The sequence below is a fragment of the Streptomyces sp. NPDC001744 genome (assembly GCF_042892575.1).
Lineage (GTDB): Bacteria > Actinomycetota > Actinomycetes > Streptomycetales > Streptomycetaceae > Streptomyces.
This window is the reverse complement of sequence record NZ_JBIAUG010000005.1, coordinates 66,649-92,769: the sequence shown is the minus strand read 5'-3', so window position 1 is coordinate 92,769 and position 26,121 is coordinate 66,649. Positions and strand designations below refer to the sequence as shown.

Genomic DNA, 26,121 nt, shown 5'->3' with positions numbered 1-26,121 from the left:
CGCATGCGCAGCAACCTCGCCCTGGTCCCCCCGCCGGCCGAACCCGCGGTCTCCCCGCAGGACACCCTCCGGCGGATGGCCGACACCCTGGAGGACCTGTCCCGGTACGCCGCCGAGGCCGCCCGCACCCCGGCCCGGCCACCCGAGCCGGCCCCGGCCCCGGAACCCGGGCCCGGCCCCGGCCGGGCCCGGGTCGAGTACCTCCACGGCGCCGACCGGATCACGCACGCCATCCACGAGGCCCTCGGCCGGGCCCGCGAGGAGATCCTCACCGCCCAGCCCGACGGCCCCCGTCCGGGCGCCGTCCTCGACGAGGCGTACGCGGCCGTCCGGGACCACCTCTCCCGGGGCGTCTCCATGCGCACGCTCTACCAGCACAGCTCCCGCTTCCACGAGGAGACCCGGCGCTACGTCCAGGCGGTCCAGAAGCACGGCGCGCAGGTCCGTACCCTGCCCGAGTTCTTCGACCGGCTGATCGTCATCGACGGCGAGGTGTCCTTCATCCCCGCGGACGACACCCGCGCCTCCGCCGTCGTGATCCGCGACCGGGCGGTCACCGGCTTCCTCGCCGACGTCTTCGAGAAGGCGTGGGACCGGGCCGAACCCTTCCCCTACCGCCCGGTGCGGGCCGTGCGCGCCGCCTCCGAGGTGGTGCCGGACATGCGGCTCGCCATCCGCAAGCTGCTCATCGAGGGCTGCTCCGACAAGGCCATCGCGCGCCGGCTCGGGGTCAGCCTGCGGTCGGTCCAGGGCCACGTCTCGTGCCTGCGCGACCAGTACGGAGCACAGCACCGCTTCCAGCTCGGCTACCTCGTGGGCCGGGGCGAGAGCGCCCTGCCCCCCATCGACTGAACCGCCCTCGACCGAAGGAAATCCCGACCATGCACCGGCTCGACGCCAACGAGAACCCCTACCCCCCGCTGCCCTCGGTCCGCGCGGCCCTCGCCGGGGCGGCCGGCCGCGCCCACCGCTACCCCGACCGCTTCTCCACCGACCTGACGGCGGCCCTCTCCCGCCGCCTCGGCGTGCCGGCCGCCCGCCTGGCGGTCGGCGCCGGCTCGGTGGCCGTGCTCCAGCACCTGCTGCACGCCGTGCTCCGCGACGGCGACGAAGTGCTGTTCGCCTGGCCGTCGTTCGAGGCGTATCCGCACCTGACGGAGGTCAACCGGGCGGTTCCGGTCCGGGTGCCCCTGTCGGGCGCGGACGCCACCCACGACCTGGACGCCATGGCCGCGCGGATCGGTCCGCGCACCCGGCTGGTCCTCGTCTGCAACCCGAACAACCCGACCGGCACGGTGGTCGGCCGGGCCGCGCTGGAACGTTTCCTCGACCGGGTGCCGGACGGGGTGACCGTCGTCCTCGACGAGGCGTACCGCGAGTTCGTCACCGACCCGGACTCGCCCGACGGCGTCGAGCTCCAGCGCGACCGCCCCCACCTGGTGGTCGTCCGCACCTTCTCCAAGGCGTACGGCCTGGCCGGCCTGCGCGTCGGCTACGCGGTCGCCCACGAGTCCCTCGCCGCCGCGATCCGCTCCTCCGCCGTGCCGTTCGGGGTCTCCGCGGTCGCCCAGACGGGCGCCGTCGCCTCCCTGGCGGCGGAGGAGGAGCTCCTGGAGCGGGTGCGGCTGCTGGTCGAGGAGCGCGAACGGGTCGCGGCCGCCCTGCGCGCCGGGGGCCTCGCGGTCCCCCGGAGCGAGGCCAACTTCCTCTGGCTCCCGCTGGCGGACCGCACGGAGTCCTTCGCCTCGGCCTGCGCCGACGCGGGCCTCGCGGTCCGGGCCTTCCCCGGCGAGGGCGTCCGCGTCACCCTGGGCACCCGCGAGGCCGACGACGTCCTTCTCACGGTGGCCGCCTCCTTCGTCCCGTCGGTCGTCTGATCCTCCGCCGTGCCCGGACCCTGAGGGCCGGCTCCCGCCGGGAGCTGGCCCTCAGGGCTTCCGTGCCCGCCCCGTACCGGCCCGCCCCTCGCCGGGCCGGTACGGGGCCGTCCGTCAGCCCGCCGCGAGGGCGAGCACCTTCCCGGCGGCGGCGCCCTCCGCGGCGTACGTCCCCAGGTCGGCGTACTTGTCGCGCAGCTTCCGCTTCAGCACCTTCCCGGTCACCCCGACCGGGAAGTCCTCGTCACCGAGGGCCACTTCGAGGAGCCGCAGCGCCGGCTGGCCCGCCGCCGCCAGCGCCTCGTTCGCGCGCAGCAGCAGCTTCTCCGCGTCGGCCCCGGCGTCCTGCGTGGTCACCACGGCGACCGGCACCGAGGCCCCGCCCTCGCCGCCCGCGACCACCGCGACGTCGTCGAACTCGGGCACGTCGTTGAGCAGGACCTCCTCCATCAGCGTGGAGTACGCCGGTCCGGCGGCGGTCCTGATCTGGTCGGCGGTCCGGTCCACCAGGTAGAAGTCGCCGTTCGCGTCCCGGTAGGCCATGTCGCCCGGCAGCCAGTACCCGGCCAGCTTGTAGCGGTAGGTGGTCTCCGAGTCGCCCCAGTACCCGGGCGTGATCGCCGGGCCCCGGGCGGCCAGGAAGCCGACCTCGCCGTCGTCCGCGTGGCTGCCGTCCTCGCGCAGGATCGTCACCTCGGCGACCCCGACCGGCTTCCCGGCGCAGCGGTCGTTGCGCTCGGTGTCCTTGGTGCGGATCTTCAGGAGCACGCCCCAGCCCAGCTCGGTGGTGCCGAGCCGGTCGAAGAACTGCGCCGACGGCAGGTGCGGGGAGCGGTGCTCCAGGGTCCGGGTGATGTGCGCCTGGTGCACGGCGTCGCCGATCGACACCCAGGTGCCGACGCTGTCCAGGCGGCCCTCGGCGTTCTCGAGCGCGGCCAGTTCGGCGTAGGAGTGTGCGAACGCCATCACCGCGGTCGGCCGGTGCTCGGCCACGGCCTCGGCCAGCTCCTCGCCGCTGCGGTCGCTGTGCGCGACGATCGGGGTCCCCGCCAGGACCGCGTACACGGTGAAGGCGATGCAGCCCAGGTGCGACTGCGGAAGCGCCGTCAGCATCAGCGAGTTCGGCTGCTCCACGAAGTCCACCAGCCGGAACTGCGGACCGGCGACGATCGTGCCGTGCGTGTGGATCGTCGGCTTCGGCCGGCCCGTCGTGCCGGAGGAGTGGAGGATGACGACCGGATCCTCCTTCACGTGCTGCCAGTACGCGCCCGGGGGCAGCGTCGCCGGCGGCGGCGCCGGCAGGTCCTCCTCCTCCTGGGTCCAGGCGAGCCGGTCGAGGACCCCGCCGTGGGCGCGCAGGTCGGCGAGCCGGGCCCGGTCCGCGTAGAGGCCCACGGGGGCGGTTTGCTCGATGAGGGACCCGGCGATCGGCGCGGTGGCCTTGCTGTTGACGAGGACGGCGACGGCGCCGATCTGGGCCAGCGCGTAGAAGTGCACGGAGTACGCGAAGGAGTCCTCGAACCAGACCGCGACGCGGTCCTTGGGCCGGACGCCCCGCGCGAGGTACCAGGCGGACCACGCCTGCGCCAGCCGGTCCACCCCGGCCAGGCTCCAGTCGTGCTGCTCGGCGCCCTCCAGGTTGGTGAGCGGCCGGGTGGAGTGGACGAAGGGGGTCGTGGGGCTCGGGCTCGCGGCGAGGGCCGAGCGCAGCAGGTTGCCGCCGCCGACGGTGGTGTCGGCGGCCAGCGCCGCGCGCTGCTCGGGGTCGAGGACGGTCGCGGCGAAGCCCGTGCGGGAGTCGGTCATGTCGTGCCTCTCTTGATGGGGAGGTCGGGATGCGCGCGGGTGCGCGGCGGTGGTGCGAAGGCGCGGCGGGGCCCTTCCGGGGGCCCGCCGGGGCGGGCCGGCCGGGAGGCCGTGCCGGGGTCGTGCGGGAGGGAGTGCGGGAGGGAGTGCGGGAGGGCCGTGCCGTGGCCCGGCACGGACGGTCGGGTGGTCAGACGGACGAGAAGAGGCGTGCGCAGAGGTCGCGGTAGTTGTCGAGCTCCGCGCCCAGGGCCCCGCGCACCTTGGACATCAGCGCCGTGAAGTCCTCCTCGGTGCCGTCCCTGACGGTGTCGGCGAGGCGGCGCGCCGCCTCGGCCAGGGCCGTACGGGCCGCCACCGCCTGCGGGTTGGCCGCCTGCACGTCCCAGTACACCTCCGGCGTGCCGGAGGAGACCCGGGCCACCAGCGAGGCCAGCGTCTTGTGCGGGGGCGGGGCGATCCGCGCGACCTCCTCCGCGTCGGTGCCCATGCCCGACAGGGCGAGCCCGAAGGAGAGCACGGTCGCGTGGGTGAGCGCCTGGGACACGGCCGTCAGCCGGTCGTGCTCGGCGGCGTCCACCCGGACGATCCGGCTGCCCCAGGACTCCACCAGCTTCAGCAGCGCGGCGGCCATCGGCCCGTCGAACGACACCGACGCGGCGACCACGCGCCCCTCGAAGCCGAGCGCCGGGGCGAACATGGGGTTCAGGCCCACGCCCTCCACCCCGCGCAGGTGCTTCCGGAACTCCTCGTCGATCCGCTGCTTCACGGACAGCGTGTCGACGAGCAGGGCGCCGGGCCGCAGCGCGGCGGCCACCCCCTCGACGGCGGCGAGCGCCACCGGTTCCGGCACGGCCAGGACGACCATGTCGGCCTCGCCCAGCTCCCCGGCCAGCGCGGGGGAGAGGTCGGTGATGTCGCCGGGGAGGGCGCGGACGCCGTCGGGGACGGGCGGGCCCGCCCCGGCCGGGTCCACGACGCGGACCCGGACGCCGCTGCCCAGCAGCTTCTCGGCGAACAGCCGGCCGACCGCGCCGCGGCCCCCGGCGATCACCGCGCTGCCTATCACGCCGGACTCCCGGCGGGGGCCAGGGCGGCGGACCGGGCCCGCCCCGCCGCGGGCCGCTCCAGCGCGGTGCCGACCACCGCCTGGACCATGGCCCGCGACTTGACCACCGTCTCCTCGAACTCCTCGTCCGGGTCGGAGAGCGCGATCACCGCGCCGCCGACGCCGAACGTGACCCGGTCGCCGGTGGCGACCAGCGTGCGGATGACGATGTTCAGGTCGGCGGCGCCGCCCAGCGAGAACCAGCCGAGCGAACCCGAGTAGACGCCCCGGGCGCCCTCTTCGAGCCGGTCGATGATCTCCATCGTCCGTTCCTTCGGCGCCCCGGTCATCGAGCCGCCGGGGAAGGCCGCCCGCACCGCCGACACCGCGGACTCGTCGTCGCGCAGGGTGCCCCGGATGGTGGACACCAGCTGGTGCACGGGCGCGTACGTCTCCACGTCGAACAGCTTGGGCACGTGGACCGAACCGACCTCGGAGACGACGTTGAGGTCGTTGCGGATCAGGTCCACGATCATCAGGTTCTCGGCGCGGTCCTTCTCGTTGCCGAGCAGGTCCCGCCTGAGCAGCTCGTCCTCCGCCGGCGTCGCGCCGCGCGGCCGGGTGCCCTTGATCGGCTTGGACTCGACCGTCCGGTCGGTGCCCACCGTCATGAAGCGCTCGGGGGAGGCGCTCAGGACGGCGACCCCGGGGAAGTCCAGGAGCGCGCCGTACGGGACGGGGCTGATCCGGCGCAGCTCGGAGAAGGTCGTCACGGGGTCGATCCGCGCGTCCATCCCGACCTGGTTGGTCAGGCAGACCTCGTAGCTCTCGCCGTCGTGGATCTCCCGGTGGATCTCGGCGATCCGGCTCAGGTAGCCCTCGCGGTCGTGGCGCATGCGGACCAGCCCGTCGAGCGCCGGGTCGGTCATCCCGGTGGTGGCGAAGGCGCTCCGGCCACCGGACCGTCCGGCGGGGGCCGCCGGGCCGAGGGCGCGCAGCCGGGCCGCGGTGCGGTCCAGCCAGGCGCGGGCGTCGTGGTCGTCGTCGCCCGCGGACAGGGCGAGCAGGTACGTGTCGCCCCCGGCGTGGTCGAAGGCCACCATCCGGTCCACGAACAGCAGGGCGGCGTCGGGGGTGTCGGCCTTGTGCGCCTCCTGGCCCCCGCTGTCGGCCTTCAGTTCGTAGCCCAGATATCCCACGTATCCCAGGTTGAATTCGAAGGGGAGGCCCTCGGGAACCGGAACGCGGCGCCGGGCGAGCTGGTCCTCCAGATAGGTGAAGACGCTCTGCGCGACGAGTTCGTCGCGGCCGCCGGGGCGGTGCACGCGGACGGTGTGTTCGAGCACCTGATACGTGAGGTATTCGGAAAGCGGGCCGGTTCCGTCGCCCATGAAGGAGAAACGCGAAAGGCCGTCCACGACCCGGCTGCTGTCCAGCCAGAAACTGTGTTCCCCGCCGGCGAAGAGTTCCCGGTAGGCGACTTCGGTGTCCGGCAGCAGGGAAAGCTTCCGCACGTGCGTCCGGTACGGCTCGCGGGGCCGTGCCGCGTCGTGCCGGGCCCGTTCGGCCCGCCGCGCGCCGTGGGCCAGGGCCAGGTCGCGGAAGTTGGCCAGGAGTTCCCGGCCGTACTCGCTGCTGATGGACTCCGGGTGGAACTGCACGCCCCACACCGGCAGGCCGCGGTGGCGCACGGCCATGACCACGCCGTCGGAGGTCCAGGCGGTCGGCTCCAGCTCGTCGGGCAGCCGGACGGCGGCCAGCGAGTGGTAGCGCACCACGTCGTAGGGCGAGGGAATGCCCGCGAAGAGGTCGGTGCCGTCGTGGGTGACGGACGAGATCCGGCCGTGCATCGGCAGCGGCGCGTGGCCGACCTCGCCGCCGAAGAGGTGGCAGATGCCCTGGTGGCCGAGGCAGACGCCGAGGACGGGCAGCCCGCTCTCCAGGATGGCGCGGCGGCTGATGCCGAAGTCGCGCTCGCGCTCGGGGCGGCCGGGGCCGGGGGAGACGACGACGGCGTCGTAGTCGGCCATGTCGAGGGTGGACCAGTCGGTCTCGTTGGGGACGACGACCGGCGGGCGGCCGTTCACCTCCCCGAGCAGCTGGTAGAGGTTGTAGGTGAACGAGTCGTGGTTGTCGATCAGCAGGGTCCTCATATCGCGCTCCCGGACGTCGTGGGGGCGGGGGACCCGGGGGCCGGGGAGGCGCCCGCGATGACGAGGTCCTCGACCCGGCAGGTCTCCTCGATGACCAGGTCGTAGAGCCGGCGCAGGAAACCGAGGTCCAGTCCGTGTTCCGTTCCGAAGGCCGCCGCCCTTTCCTGGACCAGCCCGATGCGGTGCGGCTGCATCATCGGAATGCCGCTCTCCTTCTTCACGCGGGCGATCTCCACACAGACCTCGATGCGGTCCCGCAGATTTTCCAGGAACCGTTCGTCGATCCGGTCCAGCCGCGTGCGCAGCTCCTCGATACCAGCAGTGGCTTGCGCCGTGATGGTCATGCCCCCATACCTCCCGGGTCCCTACGCTCACGGAAATCGCTTCACGCAGGAACTCTCGCCCGGTGGGGCGCCCCGGGAGAAGAGCCGCCGGGGGGGGGGGGGGGGGTTAGCCGGTTTGTTTTTACACCCCCGCGGGGGGCGGAGCCCGCGGGCGGGGGCGGGGGCGGGGGGGGGGGCGGGGGGGGCGGGCGGGGGGCTTCCCCCCCCCCCCCCCCCCCCCCCCCCCCCCCCGGCGGAGGGGAAATCACCGGCCCGGAGGGCCGGGGGCGGGGCCGGGAGCGGGGAGGAGACCGGTGGGAGGGACGGGAGCGGTGGCGGTGGCGGTACGGAGAGTCCGGCGGCCGGGTCGTGTCCCGGGCCGCCGGACCGTCCGCGCGGGCGGTCCGGCCGGGCGCTCCTCCCGGCCGCCCGCCCGTCCCGCGTCAGTCGCCGTGGCCGGTGCCCCCGCTGCCGAAGCCGCCGCTGGAGATCCCGCCCCACTTGCGCTTCTCCTCGCCCGGGGGCTCGGGGGAGGTCTCCGACCCCGAGCTGCCGGGGCCCTTGAGCTGGTAGGGCATGAGCCGGTGCTCGCTGTCGGTGTGCGGCATCTCGGTCGGCCTGCGGTACTCGGTCGCCTCGCCGGGCAGGCCGGCGTCGGCGGGCCGGTGCGGCTGCTCCTCGGCCCTCGGCGGGGCCGGTTCCCGGTTGCGGAGCCGGATGCCGAAGGCGAACGCGCCGATGAGGACGGCGACGACGACGAGACCGCCGAGAACCTGTGCCAGGCCGGACTGCCAAACTCCAGCGGCCAGGTTCTCTGCTGCGCTGAGAGTGTTCATGCCTACGGATTACCCGGTTCCGCTTCTTTGGATGCGCTCGACGGACATCTCTTCGGATTTATCTGAAACATATGCGGGCTCCCGGCGCGTCGATGAGGTGGAGGGCGGCCGCACCGGCGGCCGGAGGACGGGGGGAACATGAGACAGGCCCGCGCGGACGCGTTCCTGGAGTTCGCGGCCGCACGCACGGGGCATCTGTTCCGTTCCGCGTGCCTGCTGACCGGCGGCGACACCCACCTCGCCGAGGACCTCACGCAGGAGACGCTCGGCCGGATGTACGTCCACTGGGGCCGCATGGCGCGGGTCGGGAACCCCGCCGCGTACGCCCAGACCGTGCTCGTCCGCACGTTCCTCAGCCACCGGAGGCGCCGTTCCGCCACCGAGCGCCCGCTCGGGGAACTGCCCGACCGCGCCTCCGACACCGGGGAGGACCCGGCGCTCCGGGTCGCCCTCCTCGACGCGCTCGCCGGGCTCGCGCCCAAGGACCGGGCGGTCGTGGTCCTGCGCTACTGGGAGGACCGCAGCATCGAGGAGACCGCCGACGCGCTGCACGTCAGCTCCGCCGCCGTCCGCACCCGGTCCGTGCGGGCCCTCGCGAAGCTGCGGGAACGGCTCGGCGGCGGCATCGCCGAGTTCGCCGCCCGCTGACCGGCCCGGAACCCCGCGCTCCTTCCCCGCCCCGCGTACCTCCCTCCCCGCCCCACGTGCCCCCTCCCCTCCGGCGGTCCGGCCGGTCGCTCCTCTCCCCGCGCCTCCCCACCACGAACCGGAAACGGTGATTCCGACATGAACCAGCCCAGAGACTCCCGGCACGACGACTTCGAGGAGGAGTTCGGCGCGGTCCTGCGCCGCACCGGCGAGGGCTTCACCGCCGACGGCCGGGGCGAGCTGGCCGACGGCGGGCTCCGGCGCGGCCGGCGCCTGCTGGTGCGCCGCCGGCTCGCGGTGACCGGCGGCGTCCTCGCGCTCGCCGCCGTCTGCGCCGGCGGGGTGTACGGCGGCTCGCTCCTCGGCCCCGCCGGAGGGACGGCGACCGCCACCGTGGCGGCGCCCCCGGTGACACCCGCCGCCGGCGCCTCCCAGGACCGGGACCCGGCGGAGGCACGCATCCCGGTGAAGGACATCGCGGCCGTCCTCCAGGCCCGCACCCCGCCCGGCACGTGGCGGATCGAGAACCCCGACGGCACGGGACAGAGCGCCGGCGGCGTCTACGACGACGGCCGCGGCGAGGCGGCCGTCACCGTCGGCCTCTACCGCGCCGCCGGTTCCGGCGAAGCGGGCGAAGGCCGGGTCGCGTGCCCCGACAAGGTCTTCACGCCCTACGACAGGTGCGCCACCGAGAGGCTGCCGGGCGGCGGCCGGCTCATGATCCTCCAGGGGTACGAGTACCCCGACAGGCGCGAGGACACCAAGAACTGGCGGGCGGTCCTGCTCACCGGGGACGGGTTCCTCGTGGACGTGAGCGAGTACAACGCCCCGGCCCAGAAGGGCTCCCCGGTCAGCCGCCCGAATCCGCCCTTCACGCCCGCCCAGCTCAAGGCCCTCGTCACGGCCGACGCCTGGCGCCCGCTCCTCGCGAAGCTGCCCGCGCTCCCGCGGCGGAAGCCCGCCCCGGACGAGCACCGGGAGCCCGCCGGGCCCGACGCCGCCGCCACGCGGGCGATCCTGCGCTCCCTCCTGCCCCGGGACGTGCGGGTGAAGGACCAGGGCGGCCAGGACGGCTACGCCTACGTCGTCGTCGACGACGGCAGGGGCCGGAGCTTCGTCCAGATCAACGTCCAGTCCCACATGGAGGACGTGGCCGGCCACCTGTCCGCCGACGGGGACGTCACCACGCTGCCCGACGGCCGGATGGTCGGGGTCACCCGGGGGGCCGGCGAGAAGGGCGGTGCCGGTGTCGTCCAGTGGACCGTGGACACCCTGACGCCCGGGGGCTTCCGGGTCGTGGTCTCCGCCTTCAACGCCGGGGCGCAGCACGAGGCCGCCACGCGCGCCGAGCCCGCCCTGAGCGTGAAGGAGCTGAAGGCCGTCGCGCTCAGCCCGAAGTGGCTGAAGTACGCCAAGTAGGCCGGGCGGCCCAAGTAGACCGAGCGGCCCGGGTGGGCCGAGCGGACGGCCGAACGAACGAGCGGGGCACGGAGGCGGCGGCACGGGGGTCCGCCGTCCCCGTGCCCCCGCCCGCTGCCCGGCATCCGCCGTCGCCGTGCCCCCGCCCGCTGCCCGGCATCCGCCGTCCCCGCCCCCACCCGCTACTTGGCGTCCGCGTACCGCTCCACCGTCGCCGTCGTGAACGGGAACCTCACCGGCGTGTCGCCGAACGTGATCCTCCCCGCCTCGTCCCCCGCCGCGCGGACCGCCTCCGTGACCGCCCCCGCCTCCTCCGCCGGGCAGTGCACGATCACCTCGTCGTGCTGGAAGAAGACCAGCTCCGCCCGCGTCCCGGCGAGCGCGCGCCGCAGGGCCGCCAGCATCAGGAGCGCCCAGTCGGCGGCGCTGCCCTGGACGACGAAGTTGCGGGTGAAGCGGCCGCGCGCCCGGGCGTTGCCGGAGGCGTACCCGGGGACGGGCCCGCCGTCCTCCGCGTCCGGTCCGGCGCCGTCCTCCTGGGGCAGGCCCGCCTCCTCCGCGTCGGCCGCGCCGGCCGCGCGCGGGCTGGTCCGGCCCAGCCAGGTCCGGACGAGCCGGCCCTCCTCGCCCGCCCGCGCGGCCTCGTCCACGTACGCCACCGCGCGCGGGAAACGGCGGCGCAGGGCCGCCAGGTTCTTCAGGCCGTCCCCGCTGGTCTGCCCGTAGATCGCGCCCAGGAGCGCGAGCTTGGCGTGGTCGCGGTCGCCGGAGAAGGCGCGGGCCGAGAGCCGGGTGTACAGGTCGTCGGGGTGGCCCGCGACCTCCATCAGGCCCGGGTCGCGGGAGATCGCGGCGAGGACGCGCGGCTCCATCTGGTCGGCGTCGGCCACCACGAGCCGCCAGCCCGGGTCGGCGACCACGGCCCGCCGGATCACCTTCGGGATCTGGAGGGCCCCGCCGCCGTTGGTCGTCCACCGTCCGCTGACCGTGCCCCCGGGCAGGTACTCCGGCCGGAAGCGGCCGTCCCGCACCCAGTCGGCCAGCCACGACCAGCCGTGCGCCGTCCAGATCCGGTACAGCTTCTTGTACGCGATCAGCGGCGCCACCGCCGGGTGGTCGATCTCCGCCAGCTCCCAGCGGCGCGTGGACCGCAGCCGGATCCCGGCCCCCGCGAAGGCCCTCACCACGTCGGCCGGGAGGTCGGGCCGGACGCGGCGGCCGAACGCCGCCGACACCTCGTCCGCCAGCTCCGCGAGCCGGCGCGGCTCGCCCCCGCCCGCGTACCGCTCGCCGAGCAGCTCCGTCAGCAGCTCCCGGTGCACGTCGGCCCGCCAGGGCAGCCCCGCCCGGTGCATCTCGGCGGCCACCAGCGTCCCCGCCGACTCGGCGGCCGTGAGCAGCCGCATCCTGCCCGGGTGCTCGGCCCGGTCGTGGCGGCGCGCCTGTTCCGCGTAGACCGCGAGCAGCCCCTCGAAGGGCACGGAGGCCGCCGGGCGCGGCTCGAAGAGCGCGTCCTGCGGGCCGGGTCCGGGCCCGCGCTGCGGGGGGTCGGGCGGTACGGGGGCGTTCCGCAGGCGCGCCCACGCCGCGGCCGCCGAACGGGGTTCGCCGAGCCGTCCCTCGTGCCCGAGGAGCAGCTGCTCGGCTGCCTCCACGTCGTAGCACCGTGCGACCCGCACCCCCGCGGCGAGCAGTCCCGGATACACCTCGGCCGTCGACCGCCACACCCAGCGGGTCACCTCCGGGCGGGCCCGCACGGCCGCCACCAGGTCCGGCTCGCGCCGCACCGGTCCGGCGGGCGTCCCGTCCGGGGCGAGGGGCGCGAGCAGCGCCCCGTCCCCCTCGGCCTCGGCCGCCAGCGCCCACCTCTCGCCCATGGGAGCGAGTCTGGCAGCCGCCACTGACAGGGGAGGGGGTAGCGGCGCGGGCCCCGCGCACCGGGGCGGGGCGGCGACCCGGCTCCGACCCCGGTCACCGCCCCGTCGTCCCACCATGGCCGGTCGGCGCTTCGGCCGCCACGCGGGAAGGGCCGGGCCCACCCGTATGCCCCCCGTGTGTCCCCCGCGCCCCGGAGGCCCTTCGCGGGCGCGGGGCGGCGGCTGAGACCATCGGAGGGACGGGGACGCGCCGGCCGCCACGGAGCCGGGGCGCCCGGTGAGCGGCGGAGCGTCCGGCAGGGCGCGGAACGGGACGCGAGGACGGCGTGGGCACCACCATCGACAAGGCGTTCGAGGCGCTGTACGCGGGCGACGACGACTCGCTCGACACGGCGGCCTCGCTGCTCGCCGCCGACCCGGGCGCGGACGCGGAGCTGGCGCGGCGGGGCGAGGGGTTCGTACGGAGCCTGTGGGAGCGGGGCTGGCAGCCGGCGGACCTCGCCCGCGCGGCCCGCCGCGACCTCGCGGAGGAGCACGTACGGCTCCTCTCCGGCCTGATCGGGACGGAGACGGCGGGGTACGCGCGGCTGCCGCGCCGCTGGCGGGCGCAGCTGGACGGGCTGGAGACGGGACCCGGCCGGCCGGCGGACCGCTTCTCGCGCGCGACGGCCGTCCTGGAGCTGTACCGGCTGCTCGTCCGGCTGCCGCGCCTGGACGCGGTGGGGCCGGTGCCGGGGGAGGAGCTGCCCCCGGCCGCCGCCGGGGAGCCCCGGATGCTCACCCGGATCAGGGCGCTGCTCGCGAAGGCGGAGGCGACCGGCTACCCGGAGGAGGCGGAGGCGCTGACGGCCAAGGCGCAGGAGCTGATGGCCCGCCACAGCCTCGACGGGGCGACGCTCGCGGCGGCGGCGCCGTCCCCGGAGACGCCCGGCGCGATCCGGATCGGGGTGGACCCGCCGTACGAGCAGGCGAAGGCGATCCTGCTCGACGCGGTGGCGACCGCCAACCACTGCCGGGCGGTGTGGAACGAGACGTACGGCTTCTCGACGGTGATCGGCTTCGAGACGGACCTCGACCCGGTGGAACTGCTGTACACGTCGCTGCTCGTGCAGGGGACGGCGGCGATGACGCGGGCGGAGGCGGAGCAGCGGGCGGGCGGCCGGAAGCGCACGAAGTCCTTCCGGCAGTCCTTCCTCCTCGCGTACGCGAACCGGCTGGGCGCCCGGCTCTCGGCGACGTCCCGCCGGGTGGCCGCCGAGGCCCCGACGCTCCTCCCGGCCCTCGCCTCCCGGGAGGCGGCGGTCACCACCCGTACGGACGAGCTGTTCCCGGAGACCCGCACGACCCGCGTCCGCGCGGCCTGGGACGAGGCGGGCTGGACCCACGGCGCGTCGGCGGCCGACCGGGCGGCCCTCCACCCGGAGCGGCGGCGGGTGGGGGACGGGAGGTAGCGGGGCCGCCGGGGGGAGCGGGAGGCGGCGGGCGGGGGCCGCCGGGGGGAGCGGGAGGCGGCGGGCGGGGGCCGCCGGAGGGACGGAACGGGACGAACGGACGATTCGGCGCGGATCGTGGTTACGCTTCCCGCATGAGCTGGCTCCGGGCCCTGAAGGAGACCGCCCGCTCCGGGTTCGCCGTCGAGCGGCGGAGACTGGAGCCCGCCGGGGCGGCGCGCGGCGCGCTGGGGCTCGCGCTCGTCGTCGGGTTCTCGCTCGCCCTCTTCGGGCCCGCCGTCGCCGTCTCCTCCGCGTTCGGCGCCTTCCAGGCGGCCATCGCCACCTTCCAGCGTTCCTGGCGGCCCCGCCCCGTCCTCGCCCTCGCCTCCGGCGGCAGCCTCGCCGTGTCCACCTTCCTCGGCTACCTCACCGGCGCCCACGACGGCCTCTTCCTCGCCCTGCTCCTCCTCTGGACCTTCCTCGCGGGGCTCGCCTGGGCGGCGGGGCCCATCGCCGGTCTCATCGCCTCCTCCAACGTGGCGATGATGCTGGTGACGGTCACCCTCCCCACCTCCGTCGCCGCCGCCGCCGGGCACGCCGTCGTGATCTTCGCGGGCGGTGTCGTCCAGGCCGTCCTCCTCGTCCTTTTCCCGCCCCGCCGCTGGGGCGCCCAGCGCGACGCCCTCGCGGACGCGCTCGCCGCCGAGGCGGACTACGCCCGCCGGCTGCGCCACGACCCGGTCGCCCCCTTCGACCCCGCGCCGTTCATGACGGCCCGCAACGCCGCCGCCGTCACGCCCCGGCAGGCGCGCCGCCGCCCGGCCGAGCTGCACGGGGTCCGGGGCCTCGCGGAGCGCGTCCGGCCGGTCCTGGCCTCGCTCGCGGACCCGGCGGTCGGCGTCCCCCCGGAGGGGCCGGAGCGGGCCCGCGTCCGGGAGCTGCTCGCCGCGGCCGCCTCCGTCCTGGACGCCGTCGCGCACGCGATCCGGCACGGCGAACCGGTCGTCGTGCCCGCGCCCGCCCTGGCCGCCCTCCGCACCCCGGACACCGGCGCCGTCCTGGGCGGCCCGCCCCGCCGCGCCGCCCGCCGCCTCGCCGCGCTCCTCGACGACGTCCTGGAGACGGTCGGTCCGGACGCGGAGGTGTCGGACGACGCGGCGGCGGCCCGCTCCCGGCCGACCCTGCTCCGCCTCGCGCCGGTCGCCCTCGCGGAGGTCCGCGCCGAACTGCGCCCCGGCTCCCCGGTCCTGCGCCACGCGATCCGCCTCTCGGCGGTCGCGGGCGTCGGCTACCTCCTGGGCGCGGCGCTCCCCTTCGGCCACGGCTACTGGGCGCCGATGGCCGCGGTGATGTCGATGCGCCCGGACTTCTCGCAGACGTACGCCCGCTCGGTGGCGCGGTTCGGCGGCACCCTGATCGGCGTCGGCCTCGCGACGGCGGTCGTGCGGGCGGCCCACCCGGGCACGTACCTCTCCGCCGGGCTCGCGGTGCTGTGCGCCTTCGGGATGTACCTGCTGATGCGCACGGGGTACGCGGTGAGCCAGGTCTGCGTCTCCGCGTACGTCGTCTTCCTGCTCGGCGTGGTCGGCCAGGGCGGGGACCAGACCGTACGGGAACGGGTGCTGCTCACCCTGATCGGTGGGGTCCTCGCGATGCTGGCGTACGCCCTCTACCCGGCCTGGGAGACGCCCCGGCTGCGCGGCCGGCTGGCGGACTGGCTGGAGGCGATCGGGCGGTACGCGGCCGTCGTCGCCGCCGGATACGCCGACCCGGCCGGCCCCGCCGATCCCGTCGTCCGCGAGGCGCTGCTCAGGACCCGCGACGCCCGGGTCGCCTGGCAGGAGGCGCTGGACCGGGCCACCCACGAACCGGTGCGCCACCGGGGCCTCTCGCACGCGGCGGTGGAGCAGGCCGAGGAGGCGCTCGGCGAGTTCGGCCGGGTGGCGATGCTCATGGAGGCGCACCTGCCCGACCACGGCGCCGAACCCCTCCCGTACGCCGCCGTCCTCGCGGAGTCCCTGCGCCGCTCGACGGAGCGGGGCGCGAAGGAGGTGCGGGAGCGGGAGGACCCGGCCTGGGACGAGCTGCGGGGGACGGTCGGGGCCTGGTCGCGGGAGCCGCCGGACCACTTCCTGCTCCACAAGGGGGCCGTCCTCCTCCTGGAGTCCCTGGACGACCTGACGACGGCTCTGACGGCGTCCGCCCGGAGCCACCGGGGCCCCTCCGGCGGGTCCTGAACGGACGGCGCCGTTCCGGGCCCGCGCGGCGGAAAGCGGCCAGGTGGGAGCCGGTGCGGGCGCGCCGCGGCGGCCGGTCGCACGCTCTGTCGCGTAGCCGCTACGCCACCCCTCGTGCACGTGCATCTGCTCACGCGTCGGCATGTGAACACGGCTATGATCCGAGGAAGTTGACACCTGCACCGAACAACCCGGGAGCTACCAGTGCATCCTGCGCATCACGCGTACAACGGCATGGCGGCCACGGAACTGCGGGGTGTCGTCTGGCAGAAGAGCCGGCACAGCAATTCCCAGGGATCGTGCGTGGAATTCGCGAAACTTCCCGGGGGAAACGTTGCCGTCCGCAATTCCCGTCATCCCGAGGGCCCCGCGCTCGTCTACACGCCCGCCGAGATCGAGGCGCTCCTGCTGGGCGTGAAGGACGGGGAGTTCGACCACCTCGTGTGAGCGCGGACGGCGCGTCCGGCACGGAAGGGGCCCCGGCGGCGACCGCCGGGGCCCCTTCTCCGTCTCCGTCCGGGGCTACTCGGGGCCGACGCGGAACAGCGCCCACACGACCTTGCCCCGGAGCGTGCCCGCCAGCGGGTGCCAGCCCCAGCCGTCGCTGAACGAGTCCACCAGGAACAGGCCGCGCCCCGACTCGGCGGCGAAGTCCTCCTCGCCGTCGCGCGCCTCCGGGCTCTCCGTGCTGGGGTCGCGCACGGCGCACACCAGGCGCGAGGCCCAGCGCATCAGATGCAGCCGGACCGGCGGGTTCCGGTCGTCGTCCTGACACGCCTCCGCCGGCACCGCGTGGCGCAGGGCGTTGGTGACGAGTTCGGAGACGACGAGGGACACGTCGTCGAAGCGCTCGGACAGCTCCCAGCGGTCGAGCGTCGCGCTGGTGAACTTCCGTGCCCCGCGCACCGCTTCGTACCGCGCGGGCAGCGCGCAGGAGGCGGAGGTGGAGACGGCGCCGGGATCGAGCGGCGGAAGGCCCTGCCGTAACGGCTCGAGCACGGTCGATCCATTCGTCCCCATGCGAGGCACTCCCGGGAATCGCGACTGTGGTGCGACAACACGACAACACGAACGAGTACGCGGCTGCGCGGGCCCCATGGTTCCGAATGCGACCACGGGATGCAAGGGCAGATGCACGTGCATGTGCCGGACCTGTCCGTTCCCATGCTGAATCTATGCATAAGTCATCCGGACCTGGAGGGAAACTTTCCGCTATCTGCACGCACTGTGCTCACGAAGACCCAGAAGTCGCCACTCATCTGTAATCGCCTGTGTACGCCCCGGAGCGTTTGGTGGCAGAATCCGGGGCTCGACGGGGGGCCGGACGGGGGTTCGACACCAAAGGGGAGGCTGGGGCCGTGACCGCAGGCGAAACGGGCGGAGCGAGCGGGAGCGTGGTGCGGCGCATCCTGCTGGGCTCCCAGCTCAGGCGGTTGCGGGAATCGCGCGGGATCACCCGCGAGGCGGCCGGCTACTCGATCCGCGCGTCCGAGTCCAAGATCAGCCGCATGGAGTTGGGACGGGTGAGCTTCAAGGCCAGGGACGTCGAGGACCTGCTCACGCTCTACGGGGTCACCGACGAGGCCGAGCGCGACGCCCTCCTCGGGCTCGCCCGCGAGGCCAACGTCGCCGGGTGGTGGCACAGCTTCGGCGACGTCCTGCCCGGCTGGTTCCAGACGTACATCGGCCTGGAGGGCGCCGCCTCCCGCATCCAGGTCTACGAGGTGCAGTTCGTGCACGGCCTGCTGCAGACCGAGGAGTACGCCCAGGCCGTCGTCGCCCGGGGCATGCCCGGCGCCCCGCGCGCCGAGGTCGACCGCCGGGTCGCCCTGCGGCTCGAACGCCAGAAGATCCTCGTCTCCGAGCACGCCCCCCGGTTCCACGCCGTCCTCGACGAGGCCGCCCTGCGCCGTCCGTACGGCGACCGCGACGTCATGCGGGGCCAGTTGAGGCACCTCATCGAGGTGTCCGAGCACCCCGGCGTCACGCTCCAGGTCATGCCCTTCAGCTTCGGCGGCCACGCCGGCGAGAGCGGCGCCTTCACCGTGCTGAGCTTCCCCGAGTCCGACCTCTCCGACGTCGTCTACCTGGAGCAGCTCACCAGCGCCCTCTACCTCGACAAGCGCGAGGAGGTCGCCCAGTACCGGCGGGTGATGGAGCGGCTCCAGCAGGACGGACCGGATCCGGCCGAAAGCCGGGACATCCTCCGGGGCATCCTTCAACTCTCCTGAAGCATCAGTACGATGACGCCACATCAGTCGCACGCCAGTCGCACCCGGTCGCGCGCCAGTCGCGTCCGTCCGTACGGCGGTCGTGCTCAGTCGCGCACCGGGCGCGCCTCAGGCAGCGGGTAGAGGGGTCTCCACCATGTCGCACTTCACCGACCTGGCCCACCAGTACATCGACGGCGAGTGGAAGCCGGGCAGCGGCTCGTGGGACATCATCGACTTCAATCCGTACACCGGGGAGAAGCTGGCGTCGATCACCGTCGCGACCATCGGTGAGGTGGACCGCGCCTACCGGGCCGCCGAACGCGCCCAGACCGCGTGGGCCGAGACCAACCCGTACGCGCGCCGGCTCGTCCTCGAACGCGCGCTGCGGATCGTCGAGGACCGCGAGGAGGAGATAGCGGAGACGATCGTCGCCGAGCTGGGCGGCACCCGGCTCAAGGCGGCCTTCGAACTCCACCTCGCCAAGGAGTTCCTGCGCGAGGCGGTCCAGCTGGCGCTGCGCCCCGAGGGCCGCATCCTGCCCTCCCCGGTCGACGGCAAGGAGAACCGCGTCTACCGCGTCCCGGTCGGCGTCGTCGGCGTCATCTCCCCCTTCAACTTCCCCTTCCTCCTCTCGCTCAAGTCGGTCGCGCCCGCCCTCGCCCTCGGCAACGCGGTCGTCCTCAAGCCGCACCAGAACACCCCGATCTGCGGCGGCACCCTCGTCGCCAAGGTCCTGGAGGAGGCGGGCCTGCCGGCCGGCCTGCTGAACGTCGTCGTCACCGACATCGCGGAGATCGGCGACGCCCTCCTGACCCACCCCGTCCCGAAGGTCATCTCCTTCACCGGATCCGACAAGGTCGGCCGGCACGTCGCCACGGTCTGCGCCCGGAACTTCAAGCACGCCGTCCTCGAACTCGGCGGCAACAGCGCCCTGATCGTCCTGGACGACGCCGACGTGGACTACGCGGTCGACGCGGCCGTCTTCAGCCGGTTCGTGCACCAGGGCCAGGTCTGCATGGCCGCCAACCGCATCCTGGTGGACCGCTCCCTGGAGGAGGAGTTCACCGGGAAGTTCGTGGCGAAGGTGAAGACCCTGCGCGTCGGCGACCCGGCCGACCCCGCCACCCACATCGGCCCGCTCATCAACTCCCAGCAGGCCGAGTCCGTCTCCTCCCTGGTCGACCAGACGGTCGCCGCCGGAGCCACGGCGCTGCTGCACGGCACCGTCGAGGGCAACCTCGTCTCCCCGTCCGTCCTCACCGGCATCGCCCCCGGCTCCCCGGTCCTGAGCCAGGAGATCTTCGGCCCCGTCGCCCTGATCGTGCCCTTCGACGGCGAGGAGGAGGCCGTGCGGATCGCCAACGACAGCCCGTACGGGCTCAGCGGCGCCGTCCACACCGGCGACGTCGAGCGGGGCGTACGGGTCGCCAAGCGCATCCGCACCGGCATGATCCACATCAACGACGGCACCGTGCACGACGAGCCCATCGTCCCCTTCGGCGGCGAGAAGAACTCGGGCGTCGGACGGCTGAACGGCGACTCGATGGTGGACTCCTTCACCACCCAGAAGTGGATCTCGGTCCAGTACGGCCGGAGCCGCTTCCCCTTCTGACCGAACCGCCTTGAGGACAGCGGTCGTCCGCAAGCCTCCGTAACGTGGTCGGTGTCGGAAGAACCAGCCACAGAAGGCGGACATCATGGTTGCCCTCGTTCCCGCAGGAACCCCCGGTGACGAGCGCGGCACGCTCCTCGACTTCGTCGAGGCCCAGCGCGCCGCGCTCCGCCGCTCCCTCCTTGGCCTCACCGAGGAGCAGGCGGCGAGCACCCCCAGCGCCAGCGAGCTGAGCCTCTCCGGCCTGGTCAAGCACGTCGCCGAGGTCGAGCTCAACTGGCTCCGGCTCGCCCAGGAGCGGCCCAACGAGCGGCAGCGGACCCAGGAGACCTGGGGCGACGGCTTCCGTCTCGTGGACGGCGAGACGGTCCCGGAGGTCCTGGCGTTCTGGACCGACGTGGCGAAGCAGACGGAGGAGTTCGTCCGCACCGCGCCGAGCCTGGACGACACCTTCCCGCTGCCGCCCGCGCCCTGGTTCCCGAAGGACGGGCGCGTCACCGTCCGCTGGATGCTGCTCCACCTCGTCCAGGAGATGGGGCGGCACGCCGGCCACGCGGACATCGTCCGCGAGACCATCGACGGCAAGGGGTCCTTCGACCTGATCGCGGAGGAGGCGGAGGAACGGACGCCGTGACCGCCGCGCGTACCCTGGTCGGGATCGACCAGGAGGTACGTGCATGTCGGCCATCCGTCTTCTCGTCCTGGGCGCGGTGCGGCAGCACGGCCGCGCCCACGGCTACCAGGTGCGCAACGACCTGGAGTACTGGGGCGCCCACGAGTGGTCCCACGCCAAGCCCGGGTCGATCTACCACGCGCTGAAGCAGATGGCGAAGCAGGGACTGCTGCACGCCCACGAGGTCGCGCCGAGCGCGGTCGGCGGCCCGCCGCGCGTCGAGTACGAGCTGACGGAAGCCGGCACGGAGGAGTACTTCGCGCTGCTCCGCGAGGCGCTGACCACCTCCGACCAGAGGACGGACGTCCTGTCGGCGGGCATCGGCTTCATGGTCGACCTGCCCCGCGAAGAGGTGGTGGAGCTGCTGCGCCGCCGGGTGCGGGCGCTCGACGAGTGGCGGACCTCCGTCACGGAGTACTACACGCCGGCGGACGGCCCGGCCGGGCTCGGCCACATCGGCGAGATCATGCACATGTGGCTCGCCTCGGCCGACGCGGGCAAGGCGTGGACGCTCGGCCTGATCGGGCGGATCGAGGACGGGGCGTACGTGTTCGCGGGCGAGGGCGCCCCCTTCGTGGGGGTGCTCGCCGACGGCGAGGAGAACCCGTACGCGACCTGACGGGCCCCGCCTCCGGCCGGCACGGGCGCGGAGCCCCCGTGCCGTCAGCGCAACGGCTTCCCGGCCCCGTCCAGTTCGAGCTGCGGGCGGCCGGTGACGATCAGCCAGGCGGGCAGCGAGGCCAGGCAGAGCAGGGCGAGCATCGCGGGGGAGGCGGCGAGGACGGCGCCGACGAAGAGGCTGATCCAGCCCTGCCGGGTGGTGGCGAGCAGGACCCCGAGGACGGCGGAGGAGACGGCGACGGCCGGGTGGACCTCGGGGACGAGCGCCTGCGCGAGGAGCCCGAGGGCGGAGCCGACGAAGACGGCGGGGAAGATCCGGCCGCCCCGGAAGCCGCAGGAGGAGGCGACGAGGAGCGCGAGGAGCTTGACGACGGTCAGTTTCGCCAGCTCGCCCGAGGACCAGCCGCCGATGTTCGCCGTGAGCTGCTTGACCTCCTCCAGGCCCTTGAAGAGGGTCAGGGGCCCGCCGAGGGCGCCCAGGAGGCCGAGGACCAGACCGCCGAGGGGCAGCATCAGCAAGGGGTGCCGCAGACGCCGCGCGGCGGCGTGGACGTACGGGAAGAGGTGACCGGCCAGGAGGCCGAAGAGGGCCCCGGCGGAGGCGATCACCAGGGCCGCCAGGAGGTCCTCCCCGCCGGGGTCGGTCAGCGGCGGCAGCCCCAGGGCGAAGGTGGGCTCGGCGAGCAGCTGGGTGGTCACGGCGCCGGTGCCGGCGGCGAGCAGCGGGGCGAACAGGCGGTCCCAGAGGGAGCCGGGGCCCGGGTGCCCGGCCAGGGCCTCGGAGATGACGAGGGCGGCCGCGACCGGGGTCCCGAAGAGGGCGCCGATCGTGGCGGCCGTGGCCAGCGCCACCCAGGCGCCGCCCGGCACGGCGGGCGCGGCCCTGCGGCCCAGCCCGTACGTGAGCGCGACGGCGGAGGCGATGACCGGGTTCTCGGGACCGAGGCTGACCCCGCCGGCGAGGGCGAGGGTGCCGGCGACCAGCAGCCCCGGCACCGCCCCCGGGGCGAGCGGCGCCCCGTCGAGCCCCGTGGTCGCCGGATCGGGCCCGGCGTGCCCGGGAACCTTCCACACGACCAGGCCCACGGCGACGCCGGTCGCGGTGAGTACGGAGACCGTCCAGAGCGCGGAGTACGCGCCGATGCCCAGGGCGCCGGGCAGGTCCTCCCAGAGCACGTCCTTGAACTCCTCCGCGAGCGCGCTGATCCCCAGGAACAGCAGGGCCGCCCCCACGCCGACCACGAGCGCGGGCAGGATCTGCGGCAGCAGGACCCGCAGCGGGGCCTCGTCGGCGGCGGGGGACGGTGCGGACGGAGCGTGATCACTGGACACCGCCCCACCATAAGGACTGAAACCCCCGCAAACCCTCGGGACGGGGCGGGGCGTCCGGGGGGCCGGGCCGGCGCCTTCCCCGGGTGCGGCGTGATCACCTGGCCGGGGGTGGCGTCCTCCCCGGGTGCGGTGCGACCGCCGGGCCGGGGGTGGCGCCTTCCCCGGACGCGGTGCGACCGCCGGGCCGGGGGTGGCGCCTTTCCCGGACGCGGTGTGATCACCGGACCGGGCCGGCGCCTTCCACGGGTGCGGCGTGATCACCGGACCGGGCCGGCGCCCTCTACGGATGCGGCGCGATCACCACCGCCGTGCCGTACGCGCAGACCTCGGTCCCCACGTCCGCCGCCTCCGACACGTCGAAGCGGAACATGAGCACGGCGTTCGCGCCGCGCGCCCGCGCCTGCTCCACCAGGCGTTCCATCGCCTGGTTGCGGGTCTCCACCAGGGTCTTCGTCAGCCCCTTCAGCTCCCCGCCGATCATCGACTTCAGCCCCGCGCCGATCTGGCTGCCCAGGTGGCGGGACCGCACGGTGAGGCCGAAGACCTCGCCGATCACCTCCCGGACCTCGTGGCCCGGCACGTCGTTCGTGGTCACGACCAGCACGTCGGGATGCGGACCCTGGCCGCCCCCGTACTCCTCGATGCCCATCGGCATGCACCTCCTGACCCCACCTTCTGCCCCCCGCGCCGCGTCCGCACCCCGTCCGCACCGCGCGGAAGGTCGGGAAGGTCCGGTACGAGGGGGCTCGGGAAGGCCGGACGAGCCCGGGGGAGGGGGCCCGGGGAGGCCCGGGGAAGCCGTGGGGACCGGGTGGAACCGGGGGCGGCCGGACCGCGTTGATAGTTTGGGGCAGCCGTCCCCGAGCCCCCACCGACCGCAGGAGTCCGGAACCCGTGAACACGCTTGCCCTCGGACCGAGCTGGCTGGACCCGGATTACCTGATCCAGACCTTTGGTCTGATCGGTGTCCTGGTGATCGTCTTCGCCGAGTCCGGACTCCTCATCGGGTTCTTCCTGCCCGGTGACTCGCTCCTCTTCACCACCGGCCTCCTCGTCACCACCGGAAAGCTGGACTCGCCGCTGTGGCTGGTCTGCACCCTGGTCGTGGCCGCCGCGATCATCGGCGACCAGGTCGGCTACCTCTTCGGCCGCAAGGTCGGACCGGCCCTCTTCACGCGCCCCGACTCCAAGCTGTTCAAGCAGGAGAACGTCGAGAAGGCGCACGAGTTCTTCGAGAAGCACGGCCCGAAGTCGCTGATCCTGGCCCGCTTCGTCCCCATCGTCCGGACGTTCACGCCGATCATCGCGGGCGTCAGCCGGATGAACTACCGCTCGTTCATCACCTTCAACATCATCGGCGGCCTCCTGTGGGGCGCCGGGGTGACCCTGCTCGGCGCCTCCCTCGGCAAGATCGACTTCGTGCACCAGCACATCGAGATGATCCTCGTCGGCATCGTCCTGATCTCCGTGATCCCCATCGTGATCGAGTACCTCCGGGCCCGCGCCCAGTCCAGGAAGGCCCGCGCCCAGGACGACCGGGACCACCCCGGCTCCCCGGACTCCCCCTCCTCGCGGGGCCGCCACGCCAAGCGGTGACGGCACGCGGGCCACGGCCCGGGAGTCAGAAGCCCCTGGTGCGCTTCGCGGCCCGCCGGGCCGCGGCCGCGCCGGGGGCCTGCATGAAGAGACGGGCCAGCTCGCCGCCCAGGTTCACCCCGATCGCGATGGCCAGGGCCAGCGCCGACGCCTTCGCCAGCGACGCGAACCCCTGGTCCAGGTTGTTCTGCGCGATCGCCAGCACCCCGAAGTACGTCGCCGAACCGGGCAGCAGCGGCCCGATCGCCGCCGTCACGTACGGCAGGGACGAGGTGTGCTCGTACCGGGCGATCAGCTGCCCGAAGAGACCCACCAGCCCCGCCGCCACCGCCGTCGCCATCACCGCGGACCCCTCCGCCGTCACCGCGATCGACGCGTACACCACCCACGCCACCCCGCCGTTCAGCGTCGCGAACAGCACCGTGGCCCGCGACTGCTGCAACAGGACCGCGAAGGTCGCGCACAGCACCATCGACGCCAGGATCTGCGTCACCGGCCGCTCCACCGTCCGCAGCACCCCCTCCGGGTTCAGCTGCGCGTCGAACTGCACCGCCACGTACAGCACCGACAGCACGCCCACCACGATCGCGACGAAGAAGTACGCCACCTCCAGGAGCCGCGCCGAGGCCGTGATGTAGAAACCGGTCAGACCGTCCTGCACGGCCGCCACGAGCGCCCGCCCCGGAATCAGCGCGAACAGGCCACCGGTGATCACCGCCGACGGACGCAGGTCCGCGTGCAGCAGCGTCAGCAGCACCCCCATCGCCGCCGGGGGCATCGCCGCCACCAGGAACTGGTAGAACTCCGGCAGCCCCCGCCCCGCGCACAGCCACGCCAGCCGGTCGCCGAGGACCGCGCCGAGCGCCGCCACGAAGAAGACCGTCGCGCCACCGCCCAGCAGCACCGACGCCGCCCCCGCGAGCACCCCCGCCGCCGACGTGAGCACCCATCCCGGGTACGGGTGCCGGTTGCGCCGGATCTCCGCGAGCCGCCGGTACGCCTCCTCCGGCGTCACCTCGTGCGCCTGGTCGTCGTGCGCCGGCGCGTTGATGTCCGCGAGCAGCTGGTACACCGCCGCGAGCCGCGTGTAGTCCGTTCCCCGGCGGCGCACCGTCCGGTTCGCCGTCACCGGGTCGTCCACGAGGGACGGCTGGTACGTGACGGACAACAGCGTGAACGTCACCGTCGGCTCGCACCGGTCGAGCCCGTACGAACGGCAGATCGCGAACATCGCCGCCTCGACGTCCTCCGCGCCCTCCCCGCCCGCGAGCAGCAGCTCCCCGATGCGCAGGGTCAGGTCGAGCACGCGCGGCACCGAGGGCCCGGCCTCGTCCGCCTTGCGCGGCGCCTCCGGCACCGGCCGCTCGTTCACCGGCAGCCGCAGCATGGTCCGCATCCGGTCCTGCCACGGCGCGTCCTTCGACAGCCGCACCAGGGGCACCCCGTACGCGGGGGTGAACGCGGGCGGCGAGTTCTTCGCCGAGTACGTGGCCGGCGGCGCGAACGCCGAACCCTCAGGCTCCCGCTCCGTCTCCGTCCTCGTCCCGGGCGGGAGGGCGAACTCCGAGGTCGGGTGCTCCTCCTCCGGCGGCGCGGCCGGCTCCACCCCGGCCGGCGGGGCGAACGCGCTCCGCGCCTCGTCCGACAGCGGCTTCCGGTCCTCCGCCCCCTCCTCGGCAGCCTTCTCCCGCGCGTCCTTCGAGCCGTCGGGCTCCGCCACCACTCTGCCCGCCTCACTTCCTCGCACATCTGGAACCGTGGCCTCCAGTATGGGCGCGTACAGAACGCACGAAGGGCGGTGCACCCGCCGGGGACTCCCCGGGGGCACACCGCCCGTCACACGGTCACGGCCGAACCGGCTCAGTGGCCGCCCTGCTCCTTGGCCCGCGCGTACGACTTCTCGATCTCGGCCTCGGCCTCGGCCCGGCCGACCCAGTCCGCGCCCTCGACCGACTTGCCCGGCTCCAGGTCCTTGTAGACCTCGAAGAAGTGCTGGATCTCCAGGCGGTCGAACTCCGGCACGTGCTGGATGTCCTGCAGGTGCTCCATGCGCGGGTCCGTGGCCGGGACGCACAGCAGCTTGTCGTCGCCGCCCGCCTCGTCCGTCATGCGGAACATGCCGATCGCACGGCACTTGATCAGACAGCCCGGGAAGGTGGGCTCGTCGAGGATGACGAGCGCGTCCAGCGGGTCGCCGTCCTCGCCGAGGGTGTTCTCCACGTAGCCGTAGTCGGTCGGGTAGGCCGTCGAGGTGAAGAGGCGACGGTCCAGGCGGATGCGACCGGTCTCGTGGTCGACCTCGTACTTGTTCCTCGATCCCTTGGGGATCTCGATGAGAACGTCGAACTCCACGGGTGGCTCCTCCTGAATCAGCACAAGTGAACGCTCGCGACGACGCGCGGTGATTAAGTGTCCCT

Annotated in this window: 23 protein-coding genes; 12 read left to right on the top strand and 11 right to left on the bottom strand. The window is 74.3% G+C overall.

Annotation, left to right across the window (positions count from 1 at the left end; translation table 11 throughout):
* Positions 1-3: 3 nt before the first annotated feature.
* Both ACFYZY_RS08365 and ACFYZY_RS08360 read left to right on the top strand, forming a co-directional pair.
* The gene (locus tag ACFYZY_RS08365; RefSeq protein ID WP_388690830.1) at positions 4-852 is read left to right on the top strand and encodes a LuxR family transcriptional regulator; all 849 of its coding nucleotides are present in this window, start codon (positions 4-6) and stop codon (positions 850-852) included.
* On the top strand, positions 849-1,877 hold the full coding sequence (locus tag ACFYZY_RS08360) for a histidinol-phosphate transaminase (protein WP_388691336.1): 1,029 nt from the start codon (positions 849-851) through the stop codon (positions 1,875-1,877). Before ACFYZY_RS08365 ends, ACFYZY_RS08360 begins: the two co-directional genes overlap by 4 nt.
* Before the next feature lie 114 nt (positions 1,878-1,991).
* Here the strand turns inward: ACFYZY_RS08360 and ACFYZY_RS08355 are convergent, their stop codons facing one another.
* The 5 genes from ACFYZY_RS08355 to ACFYZY_RS08335 form a co-directional block, all read right to left on the bottom strand.
* Entirely contained in the window at positions 1,992-3,683 is a 1,692-nt protein-coding gene (locus ACFYZY_RS08355; protein ID WP_388690827.1) for a class I adenylate-forming enzyme family protein, read from the bottom strand.
* Between the two features lie 190 nt (positions 3,684-3,873).
* Complete coding sequence (locus ACFYZY_RS08350; RefSeq protein ID WP_388690824.1) at positions 3,874-4,752, bottom strand: prephenate dehydrogenase/arogenate dehydrogenase family protein; 879 nt, start codon at positions 4,750-4,752, stop codon at positions 3,874-3,876.
* A complete protein-coding gene (gene pabB / locus ACFYZY_RS08345; RefSeq protein WP_388690821.1) occupies positions 4,749-6,884 on the bottom strand; it encodes an aminodeoxychorismate synthase component I in 2,136 nt (711 codons plus the stop codon). Before pabB ends, ACFYZY_RS08350 begins: the two co-directional genes overlap by 4 nt.
* The gene (locus tag ACFYZY_RS08340; RefSeq protein ID WP_388690818.1) at positions 6,881-7,228 is read right to left on the bottom strand and encodes a chorismate mutase family protein; all 348 of its coding nucleotides are present in this window, start codon (positions 7,226-7,228) and stop codon (positions 6,881-6,883) included. Before ACFYZY_RS08340 ends, pabB begins: the two co-directional genes overlap by 4 nt.
* Positions 7,229-7,650: 422 nt before the next feature.
* A complete protein-coding gene (locus ACFYZY_RS08335) occupies positions 7,651-8,043 on the bottom strand; it encodes a DUF6479 family protein (protein ID WP_388690817.1) in 393 nt (130 codons plus the stop codon).
* Between the two features lie 138 nt (positions 8,044-8,181).
* Here ACFYZY_RS08335 and ACFYZY_RS08330 point away from each other — a divergent pair, with 138 nt between their 5' ends.
* Positions 8,182-8,691, top strand: coding sequence for a SigE family RNA polymerase sigma factor (locus ACFYZY_RS08330; RefSeq protein ID WP_388690814.1), 510 nt, complete (start codon positions 8,182-8,184; stop codon positions 8,689-8,691).
* A 138-nt stretch (positions 8,692-8,829) separates the two neighbouring features.
* The gene (locus ACFYZY_RS08325; protein WP_388690812.1) at positions 8,830-10,110 is read left to right on the top strand and encodes a hypothetical protein; all 1,281 of its coding nucleotides are present in this window, start codon (positions 8,830-8,832) and stop codon (positions 10,108-10,110) included.
* A 182-nt stretch (positions 10,111-10,292) separates the two neighbouring features.
* On the opposite strand, the gene ACFYZY_RS08320 is transcribed toward ACFYZY_RS08325, so the two are convergent.
* Positions 10,293-11,987 (bottom strand): bifunctional 3'-5' exonuclease/DNA polymerase, encoded by a 1,695-nt coding sequence (locus ACFYZY_RS08320; protein WP_388690809.1) that lies wholly within the window; start codon positions 11,985-11,987, stop codon positions 10,293-10,295.
* 326 nt (positions 11,988-12,313) lie between these two features.
* Here ACFYZY_RS08320 and ACFYZY_RS08315 point away from each other — a divergent pair, with 326 nt between their 5' ends.
* From ACFYZY_RS08315 to ACFYZY_RS08305, 3 genes are all read left to right on the top strand, one after another.
* On the top strand, positions 12,314-13,438 hold the full coding sequence (locus ACFYZY_RS08315; RefSeq protein WP_388690806.1) for a DUF2786 domain-containing protein: 1,125 nt from the start codon (positions 12,314-12,316) through the stop codon (positions 13,436-13,438).
* Positions 13,439-13,572: 134 nt separating this feature from the next.
* Positions 13,573-15,657, top strand: coding sequence for an FUSC family protein (locus tag ACFYZY_RS08310; protein WP_388690804.1), 2,085 nt, complete (start codon positions 13,573-13,575; stop codon positions 15,655-15,657).
* Between the two features lie 234 nt (positions 15,658-15,891).
* On the top strand, positions 15,892-16,104 hold the full coding sequence (locus tag ACFYZY_RS08305) for a DUF397 domain-containing protein (protein ID WP_173861569.1): 213 nt from the start codon (positions 15,892-15,894) through the stop codon (positions 16,102-16,104).
* A 75-nt stretch (positions 16,105-16,179) separates the two neighbouring features.
* Here the strand turns inward: ACFYZY_RS08305 and ACFYZY_RS08300 are convergent, their stop codons facing one another.
* Complete coding sequence (locus ACFYZY_RS08300) at positions 16,180-16,677, bottom strand: ATP-binding protein (RefSeq protein WP_388690801.1); 498 nt, start codon at positions 16,675-16,677, stop codon at positions 16,180-16,182.
* A 338-nt stretch (positions 16,678-17,015) separates the two neighbouring features.
* Between ACFYZY_RS08300 and ACFYZY_RS08295 the strand changes: the two genes are divergently transcribed.
* From ACFYZY_RS08295 to ACFYZY_RS08280, 4 genes are all read left to right on the top strand, one after another.
* The gene (locus tag ACFYZY_RS08295) at positions 17,016-17,888 is read left to right on the top strand and encodes a helix-turn-helix domain-containing protein (RefSeq protein ID WP_388690799.1); all 873 of its coding nucleotides are present in this window, start codon (positions 17,016-17,018) and stop codon (positions 17,886-17,888) included.
* Positions 17,889-18,024: 136 nt separating this feature from the next.
* Positions 18,025-19,482 carry an aldehyde dehydrogenase family protein gene (locus tag ACFYZY_RS08290; RefSeq protein WP_388690797.1) on the top strand — a complete coding sequence of 486 codons (1,458 nt, stop codon included), beginning with the start codon at positions 18,025-18,027 and terminating at the stop codon, positions 19,480-19,482.
* 85 nt (positions 19,483-19,567) lie between these two features.
* Positions 19,568-20,116 (top strand): DinB family protein, encoded by a 549-nt coding sequence (locus tag ACFYZY_RS08285; protein ID WP_388690795.1) that lies wholly within the window; start codon positions 19,568-19,570, stop codon positions 20,114-20,116.
* Positions 20,117-20,159: 43 nt separating this feature from the next.
* Complete coding sequence (locus ACFYZY_RS08280; RefSeq protein ID WP_388690793.1) at positions 20,160-20,774, top strand: PadR family transcriptional regulator; 615 nt, start codon at positions 20,160-20,162, stop codon at positions 20,772-20,774.
* A 44-nt stretch (positions 20,775-20,818) separates the two neighbouring features.
* On the opposite strand, the gene ACFYZY_RS08275 is transcribed toward ACFYZY_RS08280, so the two are convergent.
* Together ACFYZY_RS08275 and ACFYZY_RS08270 are read right to left on the bottom strand one after the other, a co-directional pair.
* Positions 20,819-22,108 carry an ion channel protein gene (locus tag ACFYZY_RS08275; RefSeq protein WP_388690790.1) on the bottom strand — a complete coding sequence of 430 codons (1,290 nt, stop codon included), beginning with the start codon at positions 22,106-22,108 and terminating at the stop codon, positions 20,819-20,821.
* 280 nt (positions 22,109-22,388) lie between these two features.
* Positions 22,389-22,757, bottom strand: a complete 369-nt coding sequence (locus ACFYZY_RS08270) for a YbjQ family protein (RefSeq protein ID WP_388691332.1) — start codon at positions 22,755-22,757, stop codon at positions 22,389-22,391.
* A gap of 245 nt (positions 22,758-23,002) precedes the next feature.
* Here ACFYZY_RS08270 and ACFYZY_RS08265 point away from each other — a divergent pair, with 245 nt between their 5' ends.
* Positions 23,003-23,704, top strand: coding sequence for a DedA family protein (locus ACFYZY_RS08265; RefSeq protein WP_388690788.1), 702 nt, complete (start codon positions 23,003-23,005; stop codon positions 23,702-23,704).
* 25 nt (positions 23,705-23,729) lie between these two features.
* On the opposite strand, the gene ACFYZY_RS08260 is transcribed toward ACFYZY_RS08265, so the two are convergent.
* Together ACFYZY_RS08260 and ACFYZY_RS08255 are read right to left on the bottom strand one after the other, a co-directional pair.
* Positions 23,730-25,427 (bottom strand): threonine/serine exporter ThrE family protein, encoded by a 1,698-nt coding sequence (locus ACFYZY_RS08260; RefSeq protein WP_388690785.1) that lies wholly within the window; start codon positions 25,425-25,427, stop codon positions 23,730-23,732.
* 137 nt (positions 25,428-25,564) lie between these two features.
* Complete coding sequence (locus ACFYZY_RS08255; RefSeq protein ID WP_388690783.1) at positions 25,565-26,056, bottom strand: inorganic diphosphatase; 492 nt, start codon at positions 26,054-26,056, stop codon at positions 25,565-25,567.
* Positions 26,057-26,121: the final 65 nt, after the last annotated feature.